The organism is Janthinobacterium sp. LM6 (assembly GCF_002002885.1).
Lineage (GTDB): Bacteria > Pseudomonadota > Gammaproteobacteria > Burkholderiales > Burkholderiaceae_D > Janthinobacterium > Janthinobacterium kumbetense.
In genome coordinates, this window is sequence record NZ_CP019510.1 from 1,440,215 (window position 1) to 1,465,451 (window position 25,237).

The 25,237-nt window shown below is 62.3% G+C and carries 21 protein-coding genes; 15 read left to right on the forward strand and 6 right to left on the reverse strand.

Annotation, left to right across the window (positions count from 1 at the left end):
• Window positions 1-51: 51 nt before the first annotated feature.
• Window positions 52-408 (reverse strand): FKBP-type peptidyl-prolyl cis-trans isomerase, encoded by a 357-nt coding sequence (locus BZG29_RS06415; protein WP_077400211.1) that lies wholly within the window; start codon window positions 406-408, stop codon window positions 52-54.
• 197 nt (window positions 409-605) lie between these two features.
• Here BZG29_RS06415 and BZG29_RS06420 point away from each other — a divergent pair, with 197 nt between their 5' ends.
• From BZG29_RS06420 to BZG29_RS06450, 7 genes are all read left to right on the forward strand, one after another.
• The gene (locus BZG29_RS06420) at window positions 606-1,577 is read left to right on the forward strand and encodes a beta-propeller fold lactonase family protein (RefSeq protein WP_034760259.1); all 972 of its coding nucleotides are present in this window, start codon (window positions 606-608) and stop codon (window positions 1,575-1,577) included.
• A 98-nt stretch (window positions 1,578-1,675) separates the two neighbouring features.
• A complete protein-coding gene (locus BZG29_RS06425; protein ID WP_077408986.1) occupies window positions 1,676-2,521 on the forward strand; it encodes a polysaccharide deacetylase family protein in 846 nt (281 codons plus the stop codon).
• A complete protein-coding gene (locus BZG29_RS06430; protein ID WP_077400214.1) occupies window positions 2,518-3,558 on the forward strand; it encodes a sterol desaturase family protein in 1,041 nt (346 codons plus the stop codon). Before BZG29_RS06425 ends, BZG29_RS06430 begins: the two co-directional genes overlap by 4 nt.
• Entirely contained in the window at window positions 3,558-4,385 is an 828-nt protein-coding gene (locus BZG29_RS06435; RefSeq protein ID WP_077400217.1) for an EI24 domain-containing protein, read from the forward strand. The genes BZG29_RS06430 and BZG29_RS06435 overlap by 1 nt, the downstream gene beginning before the upstream one ends.
• 31 nt (window positions 4,386-4,416) lie before the next feature.
• Window positions 4,417-5,202, forward strand: coding sequence for a molybdopterin-binding protein (locus tag BZG29_RS06440; RefSeq protein WP_077400220.1), 786 nt, complete (start codon window positions 4,417-4,419; stop codon window positions 5,200-5,202).
• Between the two features lie 364 nt (window positions 5,203-5,566).
• On the forward strand, window positions 5,567-8,683 hold the full coding sequence (locus BZG29_RS06445; protein ID WP_077400223.1) for a transglycosylase domain-containing protein: 3,117 nt from the start codon (window positions 5,567-5,569) through the stop codon (window positions 8,681-8,683).
• Between the two features lie 63 nt (window positions 8,684-8,746).
• The gene (locus BZG29_RS06450) at window positions 8,747-9,127 is read left to right on the forward strand and encodes a hypothetical protein (RefSeq protein ID WP_077400226.1); all 381 of its coding nucleotides are present in this window, start codon (window positions 8,747-8,749) and stop codon (window positions 9,125-9,127) included.
• On the opposite strand, the gene BZG29_RS06455 is transcribed toward BZG29_RS06450, so the two are convergent.
• Window positions 9,124-9,729: a glutathione S-transferase gene (locus BZG29_RS06455; RefSeq protein ID WP_077400229.1), complete on the reverse strand. Its 606-nt coding sequence runs from the start codon at window positions 9,727-9,729 to the stop codon at window positions 9,124-9,126. The genes BZG29_RS06450 and BZG29_RS06455 overlap by 4 nt on opposite strands.
• Before the next feature lie 131 nt (window positions 9,730-9,860).
• Between BZG29_RS06455 and BZG29_RS06460 the strand changes: the two genes are divergently transcribed.
• Window positions 9,861-11,219: a TAXI family TRAP transporter solute-binding subunit gene (locus BZG29_RS06460; protein ID WP_077408987.1), complete on the forward strand. Its 1,359-nt coding sequence runs from the start codon at window positions 9,861-9,863 to the stop codon at window positions 11,217-11,219.
• Between the two features lie 13 nt (window positions 11,220-11,232).
• Here BZG29_RS06460 and BZG29_RS06465 read toward each other — a convergent pair whose 3' ends face one another.
• From BZG29_RS06465 to BZG29_RS06475, 3 genes are all read right to left on the reverse strand, one after another.
• Window positions 11,233-11,517, reverse strand: coding sequence for an XRE family transcriptional regulator (locus BZG29_RS06465; RefSeq protein WP_077400232.1), 285 nt, complete (start codon window positions 11,515-11,517; stop codon window positions 11,233-11,235).
• Entirely contained in the window at window positions 11,514-11,864 is a 351-nt protein-coding gene (locus BZG29_RS06470; RefSeq protein WP_077400236.1) for a type II toxin-antitoxin system RelE/ParE family toxin, read from the reverse strand. Before BZG29_RS06470 ends, BZG29_RS06465 begins: the two co-directional genes overlap by 4 nt.
• Window positions 11,865-12,034: 170 nt before the next feature.
• On the reverse strand, window positions 12,035-12,496 hold the full coding sequence (locus tag BZG29_RS06475; RefSeq protein ID WP_077400239.1) for a rhodanese-like domain-containing protein: 462 nt from the start codon (window positions 12,494-12,496) through the stop codon (window positions 12,035-12,037).
• A gap of 386 nt (window positions 12,497-12,882) precedes the next feature.
• On the opposite strand from BZG29_RS06475, the gene glnA reads away from it, so the two are divergent.
• From glnA to BZG29_RS06510, 7 genes are all read left to right on the forward strand, one after another.
• Window positions 12,883-14,298, forward strand: a complete 1,416-nt coding sequence (gene glnA, locus BZG29_RS06480; protein WP_070219258.1) for a type I glutamate--ammonia ligase — start codon at window positions 12,883-12,885, stop codon at window positions 14,296-14,298.
• 183 nt (window positions 14,299-14,481) lie between these two features.
• On the forward strand, window positions 14,482-14,964 hold the full coding sequence (locus tag BZG29_RS06485; protein ID WP_077408988.1) for a DUF4124 domain-containing protein: 483 nt from the start codon (window positions 14,482-14,484) through the stop codon (window positions 14,962-14,964).
• 5 nt (window positions 14,965-14,969) lie between these two features.
• Complete coding sequence (gene glnL / locus BZG29_RS06490; protein ID WP_077400242.1) at window positions 14,970-16,058, forward strand: nitrogen regulation protein NR(II); 1,089 nt, start codon at window positions 14,970-14,972, stop codon at window positions 16,056-16,058.
• A 48-nt stretch (window positions 16,059-16,106) separates the two neighbouring features.
• Window positions 16,107-17,597: a nitrogen regulation protein NR(I) gene (ntrC, locus tag BZG29_RS06495; RefSeq protein ID WP_077400245.1), complete on the forward strand. Its 1,491-nt coding sequence runs from the start codon at window positions 16,107-16,109 to the stop codon at window positions 17,595-17,597.
• Between the two features lie 139 nt (window positions 17,598-17,736).
• Window positions 17,737-18,702 (forward strand): magnesium/cobalt transporter CorA, encoded by a 966-nt coding sequence (gene corA, locus BZG29_RS06500; protein WP_034760218.1) that lies wholly within the window; start codon window positions 17,737-17,739, stop codon window positions 18,700-18,702.
• Between the two features lie 134 nt (window positions 18,703-18,836).
• Window positions 18,837-20,210 carry a GAF domain-containing sensor histidine kinase gene (locus BZG29_RS06505; protein ID WP_077400248.1) on the forward strand — a complete coding sequence of 458 codons (1,374 nt, stop codon included), beginning with the start codon at window positions 18,837-18,839 and terminating at the stop codon, window positions 20,208-20,210.
• Between the two features lie 313 nt (window positions 20,211-20,523).
• The gene (locus tag BZG29_RS06510) at window positions 20,524-23,340 is read left to right on the forward strand and encodes a TonB-dependent siderophore receptor (RefSeq protein WP_077400251.1); all 2,817 of its coding nucleotides are present in this window, start codon (window positions 20,524-20,526) and stop codon (window positions 23,338-23,340) included.
• Window positions 23,341-23,417: 77 nt separating this feature from the next.
• On the opposite strand, the gene BZG29_RS06515 is transcribed toward BZG29_RS06510, so the two are convergent.
• Window positions 23,418-25,049, reverse strand: a complete 1,632-nt coding sequence (locus BZG29_RS06515) for an NAD(P)/FAD-dependent oxidoreductase (protein WP_077400254.1) — start codon at window positions 25,047-25,049, stop codon at window positions 23,418-23,420.
• Window positions 25,050-25,237 lie beyond the last annotated feature (188 nt).

Below are 25,237 nucleotides of genomic sequence, written 5' to 3' on the forward strand. Positions count from 1 at the left end.
GTGAACAGGGGCGGCGTCGGTACAGTCGCCTGGGCGCTGCGGAGTCGGTGCTTATACGCCCAGCAGTTCGACGTCGAAAATCAGGGTGGCGTTCGGTGGAATCACGCCGCCGGCGCCGCGTGCGCCATAGCCCAGTGCCGCCGGGATGATCAGCTGGCGCTTGCCGCCCACTTTCATGCCTTGCACGCCTTCGTCCCAGCCTTGAATGACGCGGCCGGCGCCCAGCGGGAATTCGAATGGGTCGTTGCGGTCCTTGCTCGAGTCAAATTTCGAACCGGCGCTGCCGTCGTCGTTCTGCAGCCAGCCCGTGTAATGCACGACAACATTGTTGCCGGCTTGCGCTTCAGCGCCTTCGCCGACGATGGTATCGATGTATTGCAGGCCGGAAGCGGTAGTGGTGGTGGTCATGATAATCCTTGTGTAGGCGATGAAAGCTTCAGATTGTAGAGCAATGAGTTGCAAAGCGCCATTCCAGGCCCGGCACAGGGAAAAAACGGAAATTACGGCGATGTGTGGCTGCCGGCAGCATTTAAGGGGGGATTTCACACAATAAATACAGTGTTCCACGTAAAATGCATGTTTTGTATTTAACAGTGATTTCTTCCATGTTCCGCAGTCTACGCCGCCTTGTTTTTTCCTCGCTGTGCCTGGTTTCCGCAATATCGACGGCGCAAGCCGAAGTGGTGGTGGTGCTCAATTCCCGTGATGCTACGGTGCAACTGCTGGACCAGAAAACCTATGCTCCCCTGTCCACCTTCGCCGTCGGCAAGGAACCGCACCATCTGATGGAGACGCCGGACGGCAAGTCGCTGATCGTCGCCAGTTCCGTCGGCAACGAGCTGATCTTCCTCGACCCCGTGTCGGGCCAGATCCAGCGCCGCATCAGCAACATCCTCGACCCTTACCAGATCGGCTTTTCGCCGGACCAGAAATGGTTCATTTCGAACTCGCTGCGCCTGGACCGCATCGACCTGTACCGCTACGACGGCAAGAACCTGACCCTGGCCAAGCGCATCCCGCTGCCGAAGTTGCCCAGCCACATGGCGTTCACGGCCGACAGCACCATGGCTTTCATTACGCAGCAGGGCAGCAACCAGGTCAGCGCCATCGACCTGGCCACGCAGACGGTGAAATGGACCATGCCTGTCGGCCCGGCGCCGGCCGGCATCACGATGACGCCCGATGGCAAGCATTTGCTGGTGGGCATCATGGGCAGCGATTACGTGGAAGTGATCGACTGGCGCACGCAAAAGACCGTCAAGCGCATCAAGGCGGGCGCCGGCACGCATAATTTCCGCGCGCTCGGCGATAACCGCATGACGTTCGTCTCGAACCGCGTGTCGAACACCATCAACATCATCGACCAGCAAACCCTGGAAAACGTGGGCACCATCAATGTGCCGGGCGGCCCCGACTGCATGGAAATCACGCCCGATGGCAAGACCATGTGGGTAACGTTGCGCTGGATTAAGAAAGTGGCCGTGATCGATTTGACCACGCGCAAGGTGATCAAGACCATACCGGTGGGCCGCTCGCCGCATGGCGTGTATTTCGCCACCCACTCGCCGCGCATGTGATGACGGGTGTGATGATGAAACACTTGACCATGCGTCGCCTGACGCCGGGCGTGACTCGCTGCGGCGGCATGTCCGCCATGCTGTTGTGTGCGGTGGCCATGCTGTCGCACACGGATGCGACCGCGACCGCACCTGCCGCTGCCAGCGTCGCGTCTGCCGCTCCCGGCGACGCGTCTGCCAAGCCTGCCGCGCATGCCACCGCTGCCGCCTCCACCGCCGCGTCCGTCCCGGCCGCCTGCAAGGGCACCATCTACCTCACGTTCGACACGGGCAGCCAGTCGCAAGCGCAATTGATCGCCGACGTGCTCAATCAACGCCATGTGAAGGCAACCTTCTTCCTGGCCAATGAAAAGACGACGCGCGGCGACTATTCGCTCGATGCCTCGTGGGCGCCGTACTGGAAAGCCCGCGTGGCCGAAGGCCATGCGTTCGGCACGCATACGTTTGACCACGTGTACTGGAAGAAGGATCTGGCCAACGGCTTGATCCAGGTCAAGCCCCAGTTCGGCAAGGATGGCGGCAAGCTGGCGTCGTTCACGGATCAGCAGTTCTGCGAGGAATTGCGCCGCGTCGATACGCGCTTCCAGGAGCTGACCGGGCGCAAGCTCGACCCGTTCTGGCGCGCGCCGGGCGGCTACACGTCGCCGCGCACCCTGGCGGCCGGCAGCGCCTGCGGCTACCAGCACGCGGGCTGGGCGCCGGCCGGCTATTCGGGCGATGAATTGCCCAGCGATAAGTATCCGAACGCCACGCTGCTGAAAAAAGCCCTGGCGAACTTGCGCAGCGGCGACATTTTTATTGCACACATGGGCATCTGGTCGCGCAAGGAGGCATGGGCGCCGGCCAACCTGGACGCCTTGATTTCCGGCCTGCAAGACAAGGGTTTCTGCTTTGCCACGCTGCGCGAGCATCCTGCCTACGCGCGGAAGAAGGGCCAGCCATGATCGCCGCCGACATCGTCAGCTTCGTCACGCCCGTCATCGATGCCGTGGTCGACGCCTTTGGCGCGGCGCAAGGCTGGCTGTTCCAGACTGTGGTGAACCCGCTCGTGTATCACCTGGGCTTTGGCGAATTCACGGAAGAAGCGTTCGAGGGCACGGAGTGGCTGCTGATCGGCCTGTGCGAACTGGTGCTGCTGTTTCTCGTGCTGCGCCCGCTCGAAGCCTTGATTCCCGCGCAAAAGATGACGGACCCGCGCGCCCGCTGGAACGATTTCATCTATACGGTGCTGCACCGCGTCGGCCTGTTTTCTGTCGTGGTGTTCTTTACGCTCGATCCGTTGATGGATGCATTGGCGGGTGCCTTGCGCTTCGACAATATTCATCCATTGAATCTGGAGTCGCTGTTGCCCGGCATCAGCCCCTTGCTCAGTTTTATCATTTATTTTGTGATACTGGACTTCGTCGACTATTGCTACCACCGGGCCTCGCACCATTTCGGCTGGTGGTGGGGCTTGCACAGCCTGCATCACAGCCAGCAAAACATGAATTTGTGGAGCGATGACCGCAACCACCTGCTCGACGACTTTTTGCGCGACGTGGTGATGGCCCTGGTGGCGCTCGGTATCGGCGTGCCGCCGGGCCAGTACGTGCTGCTGGTGTCGATTTCGCGCATCCTGCAAAGCTTGCAGCACGCAAATGTGAGGATACACTTCGGCCGTATCGGCGAGCGGCTCTTGATCTCGCCCCGTTTCCACCGCACGCACCACGCGATCGGCGTGGGGCACGAGTCGAAAGGCAAGGGCAGCATGGGTGGTTGCAACTTCGGCGTGGTCTTGCCGATTTGGGATATGCTGCTGGGCACCGCGAATTTCTCGGCGGGCTATGCGCGCACGGGCGTGCGCGACCAGCTGGCCCGCATCGACAGCAATGGCGTGGGCCGGCCGGGGCGCAACTATGGCCGCGGTTTCTGGCAGCAGCAATGGCTGGGCCTGCGCCGCATGGTGGAATTTGCAAGAATTAAACGAAAAGGACGCCGTTGATGCGCAATGTGTTGAATTCGTATGGCCGTGCTTTCCTGTCGCAATTGCACGGCAGGATATTGCTGCTGAGCGTGGCGCCGTTCATCCTGTCGCTGGTGCTGTGGGGCGGCTTGCTGTATGTGGGCTTGCAGCCGCTGATCGACAGCCTGCATGCGCTGTTCACGCAGTACGACTTCTTCCGCACCAGCGGCCAGGTGCTGGCCACCTTCGGCCTGGGCGTGCTGAAAGCCGTGATCGTGCCGCTGATCGCCATGTTCATGCTGCTGCCGCTGATGATCCTGACGGCGCTGATCTTCATGGGCCTGTTCGCCATGCCGGCCATCGGCCGCCATATCGGCGGGCGGCACTTTCCGCAACTGGAAAAGAAGCATGGCGGCAGCCTGCTCGGCAGCGTCGGCACTTCGCTGGCCACGTTTTTGCTGTTTATCCTGGTATGGGTGCTCATGCTGCCCCTGTACGCGTTTCCGCCGGCCGCGCTGGCAGGGCAGGCCGTGCTGTGGGGCTGGCTGACGTACCGCGTGATGGCGTATGACGCCATGGCCGACTACGCCAGCGTGGAAGAGCGCCACGCCATCATGCGCGAGCAGCGCTGGCCCCTGCTGGCCATCGGCATGGTGTCCGGCGCGGCCGGCGCCGTGCCGGGCCTGCTGTGGATGGGCGGCGCGATGTCGGTGGTGTTCTTCCCCTTCCTGGCGGCGTTCGCCATCTGGCTGTACGTACTGATCTTTATCTTTACGGGTCTGTGGTTCCAGTATTACTGCCTGGAAGCACTGGCGCGTTTGCGGGGCGTACGCGGCATGACCGACGTGGCGCCGGCGGACGCTTGAGTATTTTTATCGAATTCTACGAGGAAGCTTCATGGCTATCGGATTGATCATCATCGGCGACGAAATCCTGTCGGGCAAGCGCACGGACCAGCATTTCCCGAAAGTAGTGAGCATGCTCAAGCAACGCGGCTTGCAGCTGAGCTGGGCGGAATACGTGGGCGACGAGCCTGCCCGCCTGGTCGCCTTGCTCAAGCGCAGCTTTGCCAGCGGCGACATCGTCTTCAGCTTTGGCGGCATCGGCGCCACGCCGGACGACCATACGCGCCAGGCGGCGGCCGATGCGCTGGGCTTGCCGCTGGTGCTGCATCCGCAGGGCAAGAAGAATATCCAGCAACGCATCACGGAAATGGGAGAAGAGGCGGGCGTGCCGGCCGACTTGCACTCGCCGGAAAACCTGCACCGCCTGAAAATGGCGGAATTTGTCGAAGGCGCCGAGCTGATTCCGAACCCGTACAACAAGATTGCCGGCTTTGCCGTGCGCGAGCATTACTTCGTGCCGGGCTTTCCCGTCATGTCCTGGCCCATGATCGAATGGGTGCTGGACACGCATTACCCCCATTTGTTCAACCAGGTGCCGCATGCGGAACACGCCTTGCTCGTGTACGAAACGGCCGAATCCCTGCTGACGCCGCTGATGGTGCGGCTGGAAGCGGAGTTTCCGTTGATCAAGGTTTTCAGCTTGCCCAGCGTGGGCGATGCGCAGACGCGCCGGCATATCGAACTGGGCGTCAAGGGCGAGCCGGCGCAAGCGGCGGCCGCCTTCGCGCAGATGTGCGCGGCACTCGATACCTTGCAGGCGGAATACACCACCATCTGACATGCAGCCAGCCCGGCGCCGGCGGCTTTTTTGCCGGGGTCCAGCCCGCCGTGCATCTATGTACGCAAGCGTACATTCCAAGACGTTGTTTTTTTGCGAAAATCTTCAATGAAGCAAGATTTTTGTGCGCGCTCGTCAGTCGTTTTCATGCCGATGTGGTGGAATGGTGAACAGGGGCCTTGCGTGTCAAACGCGGGGTCGCCTGCCTGTGCAGTAACGTGTTTTTTTGATTCACCGGTATGGACATCATGTTAAGCAAGCTTTGTTGTGACCGGCCCTTGCCGGCCCTCGTCTTATCCCGCGCGGAGCGGTATCGCTGCCGCATTTCCCGCGCCGTCCAAAACCAACCTTACCCCAGCATCCCATGAAAGACACAGGCGTCAATCTGGCCGCGCAAGAGCGGCCCCCTTCCGATCCAGCTGCCGAGGCGCCGCCGCCGGCGAGCCCGCCGAAGAAGCGCCGTTCGCGCATCTGGCCCATCTTTGCCATCATCCTGCTGGCGCTGATCGCCGGCGTGGCGTGGTTCGTCATGCGCGAAGTGCGCACCTCGGCCCTGCAGGCGGAATTTTTCACGCGCCTGGACCGCCAGCTATCGTTCAAGGTCGAGCCCGGCCCCGCACCGGCGGGCGCCATCCGCTATCCGCAGCACGGCCCGTATGACGAGCGCCTCGGCTATGCCAGCTTGCCCGACTTCATCACCAAACTGAATGCGCGCGACTATGCAGTGACGGCGCAGGCGCGCATGTCGCCGAAGATGGTGCAACTGGTCGACCGGGGCATCTTTGCCACGTATCACGAGAAAAACCGCGCGGGCCTGTCCATTCTCGATTGCCGCGCTGCACCGCTGTTTGCGGCCAGCTATCCCGAACGCATGTTCGACGGCTTCGCCGAAGCGCCGCCCGCGCTCGTGCAAAGCCTGCTGTTCATCGAAAACCGCGAATTGCTGGATCCGGGCACGCCCGAGCGCAATCCGGCCGTGGAATGGGACCGCCTGAGCAAGGCGATTCTCGACAAGGCGCTGAACCTGTTCGGCGGCCACCGCGGCGGCGGCGGCAGCACGCTGGCCACGCAGATCGAGAAATACCGCCATTCGGAAGACGGCCGCACCAGTTCCATGCAGGACAAGCTGCTGCAGATGCTGTCGGCCAGCCTGCGCTCGTACCAGGATGGCGAAAACACCATGGAAGCGCGGCGCAAGATCGTCGTCAATTACCTCAATACCGTGCCGCTGTCGGCAAAGAGCGGCTTTGGCGAGGTCAACGGTATCGGAGACGGCATGTGGGTCTGGTATGGCCGTCCGTTTGCCGAAGTGAAAACTTTGCTCAAAGGTAATATGGACCAGCCGGGCAGTGCGCTGGCCTACAAGCAGGCGCTGAGCTTGCTGATCGCGCAGCGCCGTCCCTCGCATTACCTGGTGGCAGGCGGCGCCGACCTGGAAGAGCTGACCAACAGCCATCTGCGCCTGCTGGCGCAAGCGGGCGTGATCTCGCCGCAGCTGCGCAATGCGGCCATCGCCGAGAAGCTGCGCCCATCGACGGCCTCGGGCGTGCAATCGGAAGCATCGACTTCGTTCGTCACGCGCAAGGCCTCGAATGCCGTGCGCAACCACCTGGCCAGCATGCTCGGCGATCCGCGCTTGTACAACCTCGACCGCCTGGACCTGAAAGTGGTCAGCACGCTCGACGCGCAGGCGCAAAACGCCGTCACCAAGGTCTTGCGCGAGTTGCGCGACCCGGAAGTGGCGAAAGCGGCCGGCCTGACGGGCAAGGGCATGCTGGGCAATGGCGACCCCGCCAATGTGGTCTACAGTTTTACCTTGCTGCAAAAGGGCGACCAAGCCAACTTGCTGCGCGTGCAGACGGATAACTACGACCAGCCGCTCGACATCAACGAAGGCGCCAAGCTGGACCTCGGTTCCACGGCCAAGCTGCGCACCCTGGTGACGTACATGGACATCATCGACCAGTTGCACCAGCGCTACAGCGGCATGGGCGCCGCCGAACTGGGCAAGATTGCCGTCGATCCGAAGGACATGCTGTCGCAGTGGGCAATTGCCTATCTGAAACCTTTGCCGCTCGGCGAGGCGCGCAATTTACCCGCCATGCTGGCGGCCGCCATGGAGCGCAAATACTCGGGCAATCCGGGCGAAGGCTTCTTCACGGGCGGCGGCTTGCACCATTTCGGCAACTTCTCCAAGCTCGACGACAGCCGCATCATGACGGTGCAGCAGGCGCTGCGCCAGTCGACCAACCTGGTGTTCGTGCGCCTGATGCGCGACGTGGCCCGCTACTACATGTTTTCGCGTCCCGATTCCTCGGCCTCGCTGCTGGCGGACGCGGACGATCCGCGCCGGGCCCAGTACCTGAGCCGCTTTGCCGACAAGGAAGGGCGCGAATTCCTGCACCGCTTCTACCAGAAGTACCGCGGCAAGAGCGTCGACGAGCAGGAAAAGATTTTATTGGCCAGCATCCGCCCGACACCCGTGCGCCTGGCGAATATCTTCCGCACCGTCAATCCGAAAGGGACCGTCGCGGAATTCGGCGATTTCCTCAACGCCAACTTGCCGTCGCAAAATGAAGTACCGCCCGAGCGCGTGGCCAAGATGTACCAGCAGTACGCGATGGAAAACTGGTCGCTGGCCGACCGGGGATACCTTGCCAATGTGCATCCGCTGGAACTGTGGATGGTGGCGTATCTGCGCCAGCACGAAGGTTCCACCCTGTCGCAGATGGTGGCGGCCAGCGAAAAGGAACGCCAGGAAGTGTATAAATGGCTGTTCAATACGCACCGCAAGCATGCGCAGGACCGCCGCATCGCCAACTTGCTGGAAGTGGAAGGGTTCCTGGAAATCCACCGCCAGTGGAAAAAGATGGGCTATCCGTTCGACTCGCTGGTGCCATCGTATGCGACCACCCTGGGCGCCTCGGCCGACCGTCCCGCCGCGCTGGCCGAGTTGATGGGCATCATCATCAACGATGGCGTGCGCAAACCGAGCGTGCGCATCGATTCCATGCATTTCGCTGCCAACACGCCGTATGACACCATGGTCAAGCGGGGCACGAAGGTGGAGGCGGAGCAAGTGTTGTCGCCGGACGTGGCCAAGGCCGTCGCCAAGGCCATCCGCGAAGTGGTGTCGGACGGTACTGCCAAGCGGGCGAAGACGGCGTTCGTCGGCGCCGACGGCGTGCCGATCCCGATGGGCGGCAAGACGGGCACGGGCGACCAGCGTTTCGACGTGTATGGCGCCGGTGGCCGTTTGATCGAGTCGCGCTATGTGAACCGTTCGGCCACGTTCGTCTTCAATATCGGCGAGCGCTTCTATGGCAGCATGACGGCGTATGTGCGCGGGCCGGAATCGAAGAATTACGATTTCACCAGCGCCTTGCCGGTGCAACTGCTCGTGTCGCTGGCGCCGAGCCTGATGCCGCTGATCGAGCCGCCCGCGCCGGCCGAGGGCGTGGCGAAGCAGTGTACGAATTAAAACGTTGCTGCAATGAAAAGCCGGCCTGAATGGGCCGGTTTTTTTATGGAGGAGAAAGAAGCTATGGAAAGAACGCAGCACATCTTTGCGCAATATCACCGCTTCGACGATGGCGTGCTCGTATCATTCGAGCATGTGTATGGACCGCGCGGCGTGCAGGCCGTGCGCATCGTGGTGTACGCGAGAAATCATGAACTGGAGGGCAACATCTGGCGCAACGTCGCCATCACGGTGGGTGACGTGCGCGAAGTGCTGGTCAGGATGCCGGGCAACTTCATCAACCGCATCTGCTGCGGCGTGAAGCTGCTGCGTTTCGGCGACGTCTGGTGCGTCGACGTCGACGGCACCTACACGCACGACGACCCTGCGACCCTGGAGGAAGTGCGCCGCGATGGCGATTGCTACGTCATCGGCGGCACGGTCGAGGCAATCGAACTGGACTAACCGGCAAACACGGCCGTTTTACCTTCCAGGCGCGCGTGATACGCGGCGATGGCCGGATACTCGGGGCGCTGCATGGGCGCCATCAGCCAGCGCTTGACGGACAGGCCCAGCACGATATCGGCCAGCGTGAATTGCTCGCCGCACACATACGCGCCCGTGCGCTGCAACTGCTGCTCCAGCACGCCCATCATCTTGTTCCATCCGGCAATACCGGCCGCCAGCTGCGCCGTATCCTGGTGCGCGGGGCTGTGGCGCACCAGCGACATGAAGGCGTAGCGCCAGCTGTTGTTCAAATCGCCCATCTGCCAATCCATCCATTTTTCCACTTCCGCGCGGGCGCGGGGATTGCTAGGCAGCAAGTCTTCGCGGTCCGCCTGGGCGCACAGGTAGCGGCAGATCGTGTTCGATTCCCACAGCACCAGGTCGCCGTCAACCAGCACGGGCACCATGGCGTTCGGGTTCAGGGCCAGGAAGGCCGGGTCGTCGGTGGCGCGAAAGCCGCTGCCCCAGTCTTCGCGTTCGTACGGCAGGTCGAGTTCCTCGCACGTCCACAGGACTTTGCGTACATTGATCGAGGCGGCTTTTCCAAGAATTTTCAGCATGCAGGGCTCCGAAGGGCGAATGAGTGATCTGCCACTGTAGCCGAAATGACCACGCCACGCATGTGAAAGTGCCTTGCATAGTTGAGCTTTTCTTGGCATCGTAGCCACCCATGAAACCTATGCGCCACCACATGTCCAAAATCCTCGCGTTCAGCCGCTTTTCCGTGCGCGACTTCCTCGCCACCGCCGGTCCCACCTTGCTGCTGGTCGGCGCGTTCTGTGCGCTCGCTTACTGGCTGGTCGACCCGGCGCCGCCGCGCAAGGTGACCCTGTCGACAGGGCAGGACAATAGCGCCTACGAAGAGTTCGGCAAGAAATACGCGGCCACCCTGGCCAAACACGGCATCAAGGTGACCTTGCAGCCGTCGCTGGGCTCGCAGGAAAACCTGCAGCGCCTGAACGCAGGCACGACCGACATTGCCTTCGTGCAAAGCGGCTCGACGGAACACGACGATGCCGAGCGCCACGGCCTCATTTCCCTGGGCAGCCTGTTTACGGAACCCGTCTGGCTGTTCATGCGCGAAGACAAGGCGGTGACGGAACTGACGCAATTGAAGGGCTTGAAGATCAACCTGGGGCCGGAAGGCACGGGCGTGCCCGGCCTGTTCCGGCAGTTGCTGTCTGTGAACGGCGTCGAAGCCAAGGAGCTGACGGTGAGCGACTTGCAGAACACGCCCGCCACGGTGGAGCTGCTGGAAGGGCGCATCGACGGTCTCGTGTTCAGCTCGGCGCCGGAAGCGCCGCTGATCCAGATGCTGCTGCAAACGCCGGGCATCAAGCTGTTTGATTTTTCGCAAGCGGAGGCGTACACGCGGCGCCTGCCTTTCCTCACGCATGTCGTCTTGCCACGTGGCATCGTCGACCTGGGGCAAAACATTCCCGCGCAGGATTATCACCTGATCGCGCCGACGGCCACCCTGGTCGCGCGCGAAGACTTGCATCCGGCGCTGGTCGACCTGTTCGTGCAGGCGGCGGCCGGCATCCATGGCGGCACGGGCTGGTTCCAGCAGCAGGGGCAGTTCCCGTCTGCGCGCTACACGGAAATTCCCGTGGCGCCGGAAGCGTTGAAATTCTACAAGGATGGCGCGCCCGTGTTGCAGCGCTACATGAGTTTCTGGCTGGCCAATTTCTTCGACCGCATGTGGGTGCTGGTGGTGGCGCTCGGCGCCCTGATCCTGCCTCTGTCGCGCGTCGTGCCGCCGTTGTACGTGTGGCGCATCCGTTCGCGCGTGTACCGCTGGTATGGCCAGCTGCGCACGGTGGAGCAGGCGCTGGAAGACGTGCCGGAAGGGCAGCGCACACAGGTGTATGCGGCGCAATTGCAACGGCTCGACCAGATCGAGGAAATGGTCAACCAGATATCGATACCGCTGTCGTTTGCGGATGGCCTGTATGGCTTGCGCAGCCACATCAATTTCGTGCGCAAGCGCATCCTGACACTGATGGGCGAATATTCGCCAGCGGCGCCGGAGTCGGGAGAGCCGGCCTGAGCGCTTAATCCGCTTAAACGAGGGTGATCGACAGCTTGCGCCCGACCAGCGCGGCGGCCCGCTCCAGGGTGGAAAGCGTCACGTCGCTGCTGGGGTCGAGCAGGCGGTCGAGTTGCGAACGGCTCGTCTGCAGCAGCGCCGCCATACGCGTCTTTGACAGCGATTGTTCCTGCATCGCCTGTGTCAATTGCCAGGCGATCACTTCCTTGATGGCGCGGGTTTGCGTTTGCTCAAAGATGCCTTCCTCTTTTAAAAAGTCGTCGAGACTGCTGCCGAGGTGGGGTGCGGTGGCGTTCATGTCAGTTCCTTGTGGCGTTTGCGGGCCAGCGCCAGGTCATCGTCCGGCGTCGTCCGGGTTTTCTTGATAAAGCCGTGCAGCGCCACCAGGCAATCGCCGTGATGGCAGATCAGCACGCGCGCGATGCGCTTGCCGGGCAAGCTGCTGCGAATTTCTGATAAACCGTGCCCCAGATGGCGGCACAGGGGCATGCCCACGGGCCAGCGCCATTGCGCATGCATCAAGTCTTGCCCGATCACATGGCGTTCCTCGATGGGGAACGACTTGAGCCAGTCGCGCACGGGTTCGCCGCCATTGCCGTTCGCATAGAACAGCAGGGTAATCTGCCGCAAGCCGGAAGCATCCATGACGCACCTCCACGTTGTACTATATAAGGTACATGTTCGCAAGGAGAATTTGCGCCGCAGTTGAAAAATCGGGCGCGCATGGATGGTTGTAGCCGATGGCGGGCCATCGCGTGGCCCGCCAGATCAAACACGGTTCAGATAATCAAGCGGCCAGCATCAAGCGGCCAGCGTCAGGCGCCCAGCCAAGGCAAGCCTGCCTTGCACCAGCCGCCGATCTGTTTGCGGTGGCCGTCGGCGTCCTTGTCGCCTTCAAAACCTTCGAGGATGTCGAAGCAGTTGCTGTAGCCGTGCTCGGTCGCCAGCTTGGCGGCGTGGCGCGAACGCACGCCGGAGCGGCACAGGAACAGCAGCACCTCGTCCTTGCCTGCCTGGGCCGCCAGCTGCGCGAGGAAGTCGGGATTCGGCACGCCGCCCGGATACGTGGCCCACTGCACCGCACCATGCTGGGTATCGGCGATGTCGACCCGGCCGACCCAGTCGCGCTCGGCAGTCGTGCGCACATCGATGAGCTTGACGGCAGCATCGCCTTGCAGCAAGTCATACGCTTCCTGCGGCGTGACGGCGCCGGCATACGGCGTACCTTCATTGGCCCGGCTGCGGGCGGTGGTCAGGATGTCGGCGGCGGTGGTCATGGCGTCCTCGATGAAAGTGGGCAGGTGTGTGTACGATTATAGTGCGCCGTCCGCGCCCCGCAAACGGGAATCCATGGTGCACGGCGCATGCACCACAACGAGGCATTTTTCGGCAATCCGCACAAAATGCACGATAATGGTGCGTTATTCGTTTTTTGCACTTGCTTAGTGCATTCTTGATTTGACGCAAATGCGCATCAAAATCGCGGGCATGAAAACTTTCACTGGGATGGCAGTAATTTTGTTGCCGGCACCTGGGTGCTCCTGGAGCTGGCATGGAATCTGCTATGATCCTTATGAGTTTTGGTGGCACGCAATGTTTGCTTCGCTTCATCAGCCCAGACGCACTAAGGTCGGCTCACCCCACATTCATTTAGGAGATACGCATGGCAATGACAGCCGCAGAAGTCTTGAAGATGGTAGAAGAAAACGAAGTCAAATTCGTTGATTTCCGCTTTGCCGATACCCGTGGTAAAGAGCAGCACGTGACGGTTCCCGTGTCGCACTTCGACATGGACAAATTCGAGTCGGGCCACGCCTTTGACGGTTCTTCGATCGCTGGCTGGAAAGGCATTGAAGCGTCCGACATGATCTTGCTGCCGGATCCAAACACGGCTAATATCGACCCGTTCATGGAAGAAACGACCCTGTTCATGCAGTGCGACGTGATCGAACCGTCGGACGGCAAGGGCTACGACCGCGACCCGCGCTCGATCGCGAAACGCGCCGAAGCCTACCTGAAATCGTCGGGCATGGGCGACACCGCCTACTTCGGCCCTGAGCCGGAATTCTTCATCTTCGACAGCGTGCGCTGGAAGATCGACATGTCGGGCTGCTTCGTCAAGATCGGTTCGGACGAAGGTTCGTGGTCGACCGGCAAGGACATCGAAGGCGGCAACAGCGGCCACCGTCCTACCGTCAAGGGCGGCTATTTCCCCGTGCCACCAGTGGACAGCTTCCAGGACATGCGTTCGGAAATGTGCCTGATTCTGGAATCGCTGGGCATCCCGGTTGAGGTACATCATCACGAAGTGGCCGGCGCCGGTCAGAATGAAATCGGCACCAAGTTCTCGACCCTGGTCGAGCGCGCCGACTGGACGCAAAACCTGAAATACGTGGTGTGGAACGTGGCGCACAGCTATGGCAAGACCGCCACCTTCATGCCGAAACCTATCGTTGGCGACAACGGTTCGGGCATGCACGTGCATCAATCCGTATGGAAAGATGGCAAAAATCTGTTCGCTGGCGACGGCTATGCCGGCCTGTCCGATTTCGCCCTGTACTACATCGGCGGCATCATCAAGCACGCCAAGGCACTGAACGCGATCACCAATCCGGGCACCAACTCGTACAAGCGTCTGGTACCAGGCTACGAAGCTCCAGTGAAACTGGCGTACTCGGCGAAAAACCGTTCCGCCTCGATCCGTATCCCGCACGTGGCCAATCCAAAAGGCCGCCGCGTCGAAGCGCGCTTCCCGGATCCACTGGCGAACCCGTACCTGTGCTTCGCCGCACTGCTGATGGCCGGCCTGGACGGCGTTGCCAACAAGATCCATCCGGGCGAAGCCGCCTCGAAAGATCTGTACCATCTGCCGCCGGAAGAAGATGCACTGATCCCTACCGTGTGCGCTTCGCTGGAAGAAGCACTGGAAGCCCTGGACAAGGACCGCGAATTCCTGACCCGCGGCGGCGTGTTCAGCGATTCCATGATCGACGCTTACCTGGAACTGAAAATGCAGGACGTGCAACGCATGCGCATGACCACGCATCCTGCCGAGTTCGACATGTACTACTCGCTGTAATGGCGCCACGCCGGCAATGTGCCGGTAGTGAATAAAAAACGCGGGTGAGGCGATGGTCTTGCCCGCGTTTTTTTATGCAAGGCGCCAAGGCGGCGCCGGTGCGGTGTTGTATAGTCGGCCCAGGAACGATGCGGCACGAGCCGACAGGAGTGAAGATTGACCAAGCATTACAGAATGGCGCTGATGGCAGGATTGCTGGGCGCGGCGGCACAGGCGCACGGACAGCTGTATGTGTGCGCCGATGCGCAGGGACACAAGACGTACACGGACAGGAGTGCTGGCAAGCATTGCCAGCTGCTCGATTTGCCGGGCGCCATGACGGAGCCGCCACGCAGGACGGCGCCGCCGGCCGGTGCGCCGGTACGGCCCGCCCTGCAGGCGGCGGCCACGGCGGCGCCTGCCGCCGGCGCTTTTCCCAAGGTCGATGGCGCCGAGCAGCGCGCGCGCGACCTGGACCGGCGCCAGATCCTGCAGGACGAATTGCGCAGCGAAGAGCAGAAGCTGGCGGCGCAGCGCCTGGAATTCAACGGCGGCCAGCCCGAACGCCAGGGCAATGAGCGTAACTACGCGAAATACCAGGAAAGAGTGGCGCAGTTGAAGGACAACATTAGCCGGACACAGCAGAACGTCGAGGCCCTGAAACGCGAGATCGCGAATATTCGGTAAAGCACATGACACTAGACAACCATTCCAGCCGTCCCGCCCACCTGGCCGGCCTTGATTTGCTCGCTTCAGCCGTGATCCTGCTCGATGGCGACGGCCGCATCGGCTACGCCAACGCGGCGGCGGAAAACCTGCTGGAAAGCTCGCTGAAGGCGCTGTCGCGGCAAAAACTGACGGCGCTGTTCCTGAATCCCGAGGAACTGGCCGGCATTTGCGCGCAGGCGCTCGAACATAAATTTTCCGACCTGCGCCAGGACCTGAGCCTGGAGCGCCTGGGGCGCGAGCCGCTGCGCGTGCACAGCATCGTCAGCGCGCTCGACGCGCCGCGCGACGGCGTGCTGATCGAGCTGCGCGAGAACGTGCAGCAGCTGAAGCTCGACCGCGAGGAGCGCATCCTCGACCAGAGCCAGGTCAACAAGGAGCTGATCCGCAACCTGGCGCATGAAATCAAGAACCCGCTGGGCGGCATCCGCGGCGCGGCCCAGCTGCTGGAGCTGGAACTGCCGGCCCTGCACCTGAGCGAACTGCGCGAATACACGCAAGTCATCATCAAGGAAGCGGACCGCCTGCAAACCCTGGTCGACCGCCTGCTGGCACCGCACCGCCGCCCGCATATCGTGGGCGACGTGAATATCCACGAAGTGTGCGAACGGGTCCGCAGCCTGATCCTGGCCGAATTCCCCAGCGGCCTGACCATTGCGCGTGATTACGACGCTTCGATTCCCGAGTTTCGCGGCGACAAGGAGCAATTGATACAGACCGTGCTCAATATCGCGCACAACGCGGCGCAAGCGCTGGCCGAGCGCATCGAGGCGGGCGATGCGGAGCTGATTTTCAAGACGCGCGTGGCGCGCCAGGTGACCCTGGCCAAGGTCCGTTACGGCCTGGCATTAGACTTGCATATCATTGACAATGGACCGGGCATCGCACCCCAGATCCGCGACCGGATTTTCTACCCGCTGGTGTCGGGCAGGGAAGGCGGCAGCGGGCTGGGACTGACCTTGGCGCAAACCTTCGTGCAACAGCACCTGGGCGTGATCGAGTGCGAAAGCCGGCCTGGATACACCGATTTCAGGATCGTTCTACCCTTGCCATAAGCGAGGAGGTATCCCACCCATGAAATCCATTGCGGGACGCACATACTAATGAAGCCAATCTGGATAGTTGACGACGACGAATCAATCCGCTGGGTGCTGGAAAAAGCCCTGGCGCGGGAAAATCTCGCCACCAAGAGTTTTGCCAATGCACGCGACGCCATCGCCGCGCTGGAATTTGACACGCCGCAAGTGCTCGTGTCCGATATCCGCATGCCGGGCGCTTCCGGCCTGGAATTGTTGCAGACGGTCAAGTCGCGCTTTCCCGGCTTGCCGGTCATCATTATTACCGCCTTTTCCGACCTCGATTCAGCCGTCGCAGCCTTCCAGGGCGGCGCCTTCGAATACCTGGCCAAGCCCTTCGATATCGACAAGGCCGTCGAGCTGATCCGCCGCGCGCTGGAAGAGAGCCTGCGCGAGACCAGCGTCGAGTCGGGACCGTCGGAAACACCGGAAATCCTCGGCCAGGCGCCGGCCATGCAGGAAGTCTTCCGCGCCATCGGCCGCCTGTCGCAATCGAATGTGACGGTGCTGATCACGGGCGAATCCGGTTCCGGCAAGGAACTCGTGGCGCGCGCGCTGCACAAGCACAGCCCGCGCGCGGCGCAGCCGTTCATCGCCCTGAACACGGCGGCGATCCCCAAGGATTTGCTGGAATCGGAACTGTTCGGCCATGAACGGGGCGCGTTTACGGGCGCCCAGACGACGCGCCGCGGCCGCTTCGAGCAAGCCGAGAACGGCACCCTGTTCCTCGATGAAATCGGCGACATGCCGTTCGACCTGCAGACGCGCCTGCTGCGCGTGCTGTCCGACGGGCATTTCTACCGCGTCGGCGGCCACCAGCCCATGAAGGCGAACGTGCGCGTCATTACGGCCACGCACCAGAACCTGGAACAGCGCGTGCGCGACGGCCTGTTCCGCGAAGACTTGTATCACCGCCTGAACGTGATCCGTTTGCGCTTGCCCAGTTTGCGGGAGCGGCGCGAGGATATCCCCATCCTGGTGCGCCACTTCCTGGTGCAGAGCGCACGCCAGCTGGGCGTGGAAGCCAAACGCATGAGCGAGCCGACGATGCAGTTCCTCAGCAGCCTCGATTTGCCCGGCAATGTGCGCCAGCTGGAAAACCTGTGCAACTGGATCACCGTCATGGCGCCGGGCCAGACGGTGGAAATCAAGGACTTGCCGCTGGAATTGACGCAGGGACAGGGCGATGGCGCAGCCAGCGCGGCGGCGGGCGAGCCTGCGCCGGCGGCCGTTGCCCATGCGCATGGCGGCCAGGTCTTCGAGGCGGCCGCGCCCGCCAACGGCGCGCCGCCGGGCTGGATTGGTTTACTGGAATTGCAGGCGGCCGGCATGCTGGGCGCGGGGCAGCAGGAAGTCATGGCCGTGCTGGGGCGCCAATTCGAGTCGGCCTTGATCAAGACGGCGCTCAAGCATACGCACGGGCGCAAGAACGATGCCGCCGTGCGCCTGGGCATCGGCCGCAACACCATCACCCGCAAGATCTCGGAACTGGGCATCGACGGCGCCAAGGACGATTGACGCAGGTCAGGACGGGGGCTCCCCCGTCCGCTTTTCCACGCGGCGTCCCTCGCACGCCACAACACGCACTGCAGGCGATAAGGTAAGCTGGCGCCTGCCGGACTGTTTCGTCCGGTGTTAACTTGAACTGTGGAATAGCATGCTCATAAACTGCGTGGCCTACCAGGATGGCAAAAAACTGGCCGACTTGCCGATCGACGACATCAGCGATTACGTCGAGCGCCCCGATTGTTTCGTCTGGGTCGCCCTGCTCGACGCCACGCCGGACGAGCTGAAACAGATGCAGCACGAGTTTTGCCTGCACGAACTGGCGGTGGAAGACGCGCAGCGGGGCCACCAGCGCCCGAAGATCGAGGAATATGGCGATTCCCTGTTTGCCGTGGTGAAAACCGTGGAAATGGTCGAGAATGAACTGGTGCTGGGCGAAGTCGACATTTTTGTCGGCGCCAATTACGTGCTTTCGTCGCGCAGCAACAGCTCGCAGGGCTTCCTCGGCGTGCGCGCGCGTGCCGAGCGCGAACCGCACTTGCTGCGCCAGGGCTCGGCTTTCGTGCTGTACGCGCTGATGGACGCCGTCGTCGACCGCTACTTTCCCGTCCTCGACGCGCTGGAATCGGAACTGGAACTGATCGAGGACCGTATCTTCGACCGTGGCACCGAGCGCGACAATATCGAACGGCTGTATCAATTGAAACGCAAGGTCATGGTCTTGCGCCACGTGGTGGCGCCCCTGATGGAAGCTGTAGGTAAGCTGCACGGCGGGCGCGTGCCGCCGCTGTGCCACGATACCCAGGAGTATTTCCGCGATGTGCACGACCACCTGGCGCGCATCAACGGCACGCTCGACACCATCCGCGACACCATCAGCACGGCGATCCAGGTGAATCTGTCGATGGTGGCCATCGACGAGAGCGAAGTGAACAAGCAGTTGGCGGCCTGGGCGGCCATCTTCGCCGTGTTTACGGCATTTGCCGGCATCTGGGGCATGAACTTCAAGTTCATGCCGGAGCTGGACTGGCATTATGGCTATCCGGCCGCCGTGGCAGTGATGAGCTGTGTCTGCGGTTATATGTATTACTTGTTCAAGCGTTCCGGCTGGCTATAAAAAATTCCTGTGTATCTGTATTATTAAGCAATAGCCAGGGGTACAATCGCGGCAGGTCCGCTGGGGCGGGCCATGGCTGAGAGTCGCCGCGCCGGCAGGTGTGCCTGCGCTTCCGGTGCCGTGCAGGAGCATTCATGAGTATTCCGTTGTTTGATGTGAATTCGCAAGAACCCCTGTTCGATGCCGAGCAGCGGCGCACCCTGGCGGAAGCGGCCCTGCGCTCGATTACCGCCTCGACGGCGCACGCCCGGGGCGACGACTTCCTGCGCATCCTCGTCAAGGACCTGGCCGAAGCGCTCGACGTGCACTATGTGATCGCCGGGCGCCTGGTGCGCCTGGACGATGGAAGCGAAGGCATCCGCACCCTCGCCCTGTGGGGCGGCGACGGCTACCAGCCGAATATCGAATACAGCCTGCAGCACACGCCATGTCAGGACGTGACGTGCCAGAGCATGTGTTTTCATGGCAGCGATATCCAGCGTCGCTTTCCATTCGATACCCTCCTCGTCGACATGCATGCGGAAAGCTATGTCGGCATGCCGCTGATCGATACCGAAGGCAAGACCCTGGGCATCCTGTCGGCCATCGACACGCGTCCCATCGATGAAAACAAGCGTTTGCTGGCCTTGCTGCTGCTGTCGATCTTCTCGGCCCGCGGCGCGGCCGAGCTGCAGCACCAGGACCGTACCCAGCAGCTGGAAGAAATCGTGCGCGTGCGCACCGAATCGCTGCTGGCGGCGCAGGCCAACCTGATCGAGCAAGAGCAGATGGCGGCCCTCGGCTCGCTGGTGGCGGGTGTCTCGCATGAAGTCAACACGCCTATCGGCGTGGCGCTCACGGCCGCGTCGAGCATGGGCAGCTATGCCGACCAGCTGGTGCAGCTGCTGGGCGGCGCCAAGGTCAGCCGTGCCGAACTGATCGACATTGCCGAGTCGCTCAAGGGGGCGGCCGCCTTGATCGAGCGCAACCTGGCGCGCGCCGCCGACCTGATCGGCAATTTCAAGCAACTGGCCGTGGACCAGGTCAGCGAATACGTGGCCGACCTGGCATTGCACGACTATGTGCACGGCCTGGTGTCGGCGCACAGTCCGGAATTGCGCAAGGCGGCGCTGGGCGTGGAACTCGATATCGCCCCCGATTGCCAGGTGCGCCTGGCGGCCGGCAAGCTGTCGCAAATCCTCTCGAACCTGCTGATGAACAGTGCCCGCCATGGCTATCCGCAGGGCGGGCCGGGGCGCATCACGATACGCGCGCGCATCGAGGAGGATGACACCGACGCGGCTGCGCGCTGGCTGCTGCTCGACTTCTCCGACGACGGCATCGGCCTGGCGCCAGCCGTGCGCGAGCATATGTTCGAACCGTTTTTCACCACCAAGCGGGGCCAGGGCGGCTCCGGTCTGGGCATGCACATCGTCTACACCATCGTGCAGCAACTGGGCGGCCAGGTGTGCGCCATCGACAGCACGCCCGGCTGTCATATACAGATCAGGCTGCCGCTGGCCAGCTGATCAGCTGAGCAGGCCTGCGTTTGCGCCACCTTCAGGTGGCCTGCGTGATCCAATCCTCCCTTGTTTTCACAATGTTGTATGCGTGCCATACACGTGCTGAGTTCTGTTGACACCAAGATTGGCATTGTGATTTCATGTAGTTTCCGAGTTAACTTTCGGTTATTTAGTGTCTGTTTCCGCGCAAATGTCGTGGGGTTCCTTGCTGGGGCCGAGACCTGAAGAATGTGCGGTGCAAAGAGTGCCTTGAAGTGAACGAATGCAGTGCGGATAGCAAATCCGTTGCTTGTCTAACGTACAATGAAAAGGGTTCACCATGCTTAAAGAAACCGTCATCTCTCATGCTGTGCGCATCGTTTGCGCTGGTGGCGTGGCCGCGGCGCTGTCCGTTGCGTCACAGTCGGCGATCGCGCAGGACGCGCAAGGGGCCGATACGCAGATTCAGCGCGTCGAAGTCACCGGCTCGTCGATCAAGCGCATCGCCGCCGAAGGCGCCTTGCCCGTCACCGTGCTGACTGCCGAAGCCATCCGTACTTCGGGCGCCACCTCGGTCACCGACCTGGTCAAGAAACTCTCTTCCGCTCAGGGCGCCACCAGCGAAAGTTCCTCGGTTGGCGGCAGCACCTTCGGTTTCTCCGGTATTTCCGTGCATAACGTGGGTGAGACGCGTACGCTCGTCTTGCTGAACGGCAAGCGCCTGGCCCAGTTCGGCGGCCAGACCCTGACGGGCTTCGCCGCCGGTTTCGACTTGAATTCGATTCCCATTTCAGCCATTCAGCGCGTTGAGCTGCTGACCGACGGCGCGTCCGCGCTGTACGGCGCCGACGCCATTGCCGGCGTGGTCAACTTCATTACCAAGCACGACACGACGGAAGGCGATGTCTCCATCGGCTATTCCGCGCCCAAAAACGGTGCGCGTGAGAAACGCATCAGCGCCACCAAGGGCTTTGGCAGCCTGGAGGACGATGGCTACAACGTGGTGCTGACCTTTGGCCACGATGAGCGCGACAAGCTCGCTTCCGTCGACCGCAAGTTCGCCAGTACGGGCAAGGTGCAATTCTCGGCCAATGGCAAGCGCTATCAGAAGCAGCAATTCTCGGCCAGCCCGATTCCGGCCAACGCCACCGACGACCAGGGGCAATTGATCAGCCCATTCCAGAAGACCAACGGGGCTTGTCCCACGAAGACGTTCCGCGTGATCGAGCCGTATAACGATGGCAGCGGCCTGGTCGATGACTATTGCGGCTACGACTTCACCAAGGACCTGGAGATTTACCCGGAGCGCAAACGCGACAACTTCATGGCCTCGGGCACGTTCAAGGTCGCCGGCCACGAAGTGTATGCGGACGTGTTGTTGTCGCGCACCAAGCAAACCTCGCGTATCGCCCCCGTGCCTGGCGCCATTGCCGTCGATGCGGGCACGCCCCTGCATGACAAGTATTTATTGCCCGTTGGCATTACGGGCGACAGCACGGCATTTTACCGGCTGTTCGACATGGGCCAGCGTACCTCGAAGGATACGGCCGACTTCGCCAGTGTGGTGGTCGGCACGCGCGGCGTCGCTGCCGGCTGGGACTACAATGCGTCGTACAATTTCTCGGAAAGCCGCGTAAAAGGCAGTATTGCCGGCTATCCCGGCGCCATCGCCGTCAATAACCTCACGTCGAGCGGCTTGCTCGATCCCTTCGTCGGCCCGGGCAAGCAATCGGCTGCGGCACAGGAAGCGATCAAGGCGGCCACCTTCTCCGGCTACTGGGATGGCGGCACCTCGCGCCTGCAAACCATCAATTTGAATGGTTCGACGGAAGTGCGGCGCCTGCCAGGGGGCGCCATGATGCTGGGTGTGGGCGCCAACATCAACCGCGAGGAATTCTCGGCCAAGCCGAGCCCGTTTGCGCAAGGCATCCTGGCCGATCCGGTAAAAGGCACCTTGTGCGGCGGCACGACGGGCCTGGAATGCGACCAGCGTTTTGGCGACGCTGCCAGCAGTCAGCCATACAGCGCCAGCCGCACCTCGAAGGGTATCTTCGGTGAAATCATCGCCCCCGTGCTGAAAGAGTTGGAACTGGGCGCGGCCTTGCGGTTCGATGAATTCTCGGACTTCGGCGGCGCCACCACGGCCAAGGCCAGCTTCAAGTGGACGCCGGCCCCCACCTTGCTGATCCGCGGTTCGGTCGGTAATGGTTTCCATGCACCGACAGTTCCGCAAGTCAACGCCCTGCAGCGCGGCTATGGCGTCACCAGCGACAAGTACACGTGCTCGCCAGCCCTGCAAGCGATCGCCACGCGTCTGAATGCAGAATGTCAGCCTGGTAATCGCCAGTACGACCAGTTGGCAGGCGGCAACCGCGATTTGCAGCCTGAGAAATCGAAACAGGCGACCATCGGCTTCCGTTATGAGCCGATCAGCGCCATCACCCTGGGCGCCGACCTGTGGCATGTGCAGATCCGCGATTCCTTCGGCCAACTGACGGAACAGCTGGTGTTCGCCAATCCGGCCAACTTCCCGAAATCCTGGGGCGTCAACAAGGACGTGGGCACGGGGACGACTTATCTGGCCTTCCTGGCGGATAACCAGAACCTCGGTAAATCGTTTGCCACCGGTGTCGATATCGATGTCAGCGCCCGTTACCGCTCCGGCATCGGCCTGTTTACGTCGCAGCTGAACGCGACGCAGATGCTGCGCGAGGATGTGCAGCTGGAACGCAATGGCCAGTATTATTCGGCGCTGGGCAACTTCGCCGATCTGGGCACGGTGACTTTCCGCACGCGCGGCCAGTGGACGAATACCCTGAAAACGGGCAACTGGGCCAACTCGCTGACGGTCAACTTCCTGTCCGGCTACAAGGACCAGGAAACGTCGGTCGATGTGCTCGACGCCTCCGGCGCTGTGACGGGCCAGGAAAAGATCCGCATGCAGGTGGGCTTTTATTCGACCCTCGACTGGCAGACGGTGTGGACACCCAGCAAGAGCTGGGTCCTCACCGCAGGCGTGCTGAACCTGACCGACAAGAGCCCGCCATTCGTGCCATCGACGTCCGGCACGAACCGCGGCCAGCAATTCGGCTATGACGACCGCTACTACGATCCGCGCGGTCGCACCGGCTACCTGAATGCCTCGTACAAGTTTTAAACAGGGCGCAGGCATAAAAAAACCGACACGGTAGTGTCGGTTTTTTTCGTCCTGCCGCAGCGCGGGGACCGCGTGGCTTAGCCGCGCGCCGCCATCGACAACGCCACCGCTTCGGCCACCTTGATGCCGTCGACGGCGGCCGACAGGATGCCGCCCGCATAGCCGGCGCCTTCGCCGGCGGGGAACAGGCCCCGCGTGTTCAGGCTTTGCAGGTCGTCGTCGCGGCGCTTGATGCGGATCGGCGACGAGGTGCGCGTTTCCACGCCCGTCAGCACGGCGTCGGCCTTGTAGTAGCCCTTGATCTGCTTGTTGAACGCCGGAAATGCTTCGCGCAGCGCCGTGATCGCGTATTCGGGCAGCGAGGGCGCCAGGTCCGTCAGGTGCACGGCCGGCTTGTAGGACGGCACCACGCTGCCAAATTCCGTCGAGGCGCGGCCAGCGACGAAGTCGCCGACCAATTGCCCTGGGGCATCGTAGTTGCCGCCGCCCAAGGCAAACGCGCGCTCTTCCAGTTCGCGCTGCAGGGCGATGCCGGCCAGCGGGTCGCCCGGATAGTCGGCCGGCGTGATGCCGACCACGATGGCGCTGTTGGCGTTGCGCTCGTTGCGCGAATACTGGCTCATGCCGTTCGTCACCAGACGGCCCGGTTCCGAGGCGGCCGCCACCACCGTGCCGCCCGGGCACATGCAGAAGCTGTAGACGGAACGGCCATTGCTCGCATGGTGCACGAGCTTGTAGTCGGCCGCGCCCAGGATCGGGTGGCCGGCGCTGGGGCCGAAGCGGCAGCTGTCGATCAGGGATTGCGGGTGTTCCACGCGGAAGCCGATCGAGAACGGTTTCGCCTCGATGTACACGCCGCGGCGGTGCAGCATTTCAAAGGTGTCGCGCGCGCTGTGGCCGATGGCCAGCACGACGTGGTTGCTGGCGATGGTTTCGCCATTGTCCAGCACCACGCCGCGCACCTGGCCGCCGTCCGGGCCGGGCGCGATGTCGAGATCGACCACCTTGCTGCTGAAACGGTATTCGCCGCCCAGCCGCTCGATATTCGCGCGCATTTCTTCCACCATCTTGACCAGGCGGAAGGTGCCGATGTGCGGCTTGCTCACATACATGATTTCCTCGGGCGCGCCCGCCTTGACGAATTCCGTCAAGACCTTGCGGCCGTAGTGCTTGGGGTCCTTGATCTGGCTGTACAGCTTGCCGTCCGAGAAGGTGCCGGCGCCGCCTTCGCCGAACTGCACGTTCGATTCGGGATTGAGTTCGCGCTTGCGCCAGAAGCCGAAGGTGTCGACCGTGCGCTCGCGCACCTGCTTGCCCCGTTCCAGGATGAGGGGGCGCAAGCCCATCTGCGCCAGGATCAGCGCCACGAACAGGCCGCACGGGCCCGTGCCGATGACGATGGGACGCGGTTCAGTGCTGTGGCCAGCCAGCTGTTCGCCGCCGGCAACGAATTTATAGTCGGTGTCGGGCGCGGGCATCAGGTGCACATCGTGCTGCAGGCGCGCCAGCACGGCCGCTTCATTCTTGACGTCCACATGCAGCGAGTAAATCAACACCACGGCGCTGCGCTTGCGCGCGTCATAGCTGCGTTTGAAGACGGTAAAGCCGAGCAAATCGGCCGCAGCGATGCCCAGGCGCGCCAGGATGGCGGCGGGCAGGGCCGCTTCGTCGTGTTCGAGGGGGAGTTTTACTTCGTTGAGTCGCAACATGGTGTCTATCCGAAAAGTGCAGGGCTCCGTATCTAGCGGAGAGTGGGCAGCCGCGTGGCGCGGCGCAAGGCGGCATTTTACTCCTTCTTGCAGGCAATGCATGGCGGCCTGGGCGGATGTTGGGCCATTTTCCTGTCGCATGCTCGTTGTCGGCGGCCGGGTGCCGCACGGGAAGCGGCGCGTCTCCT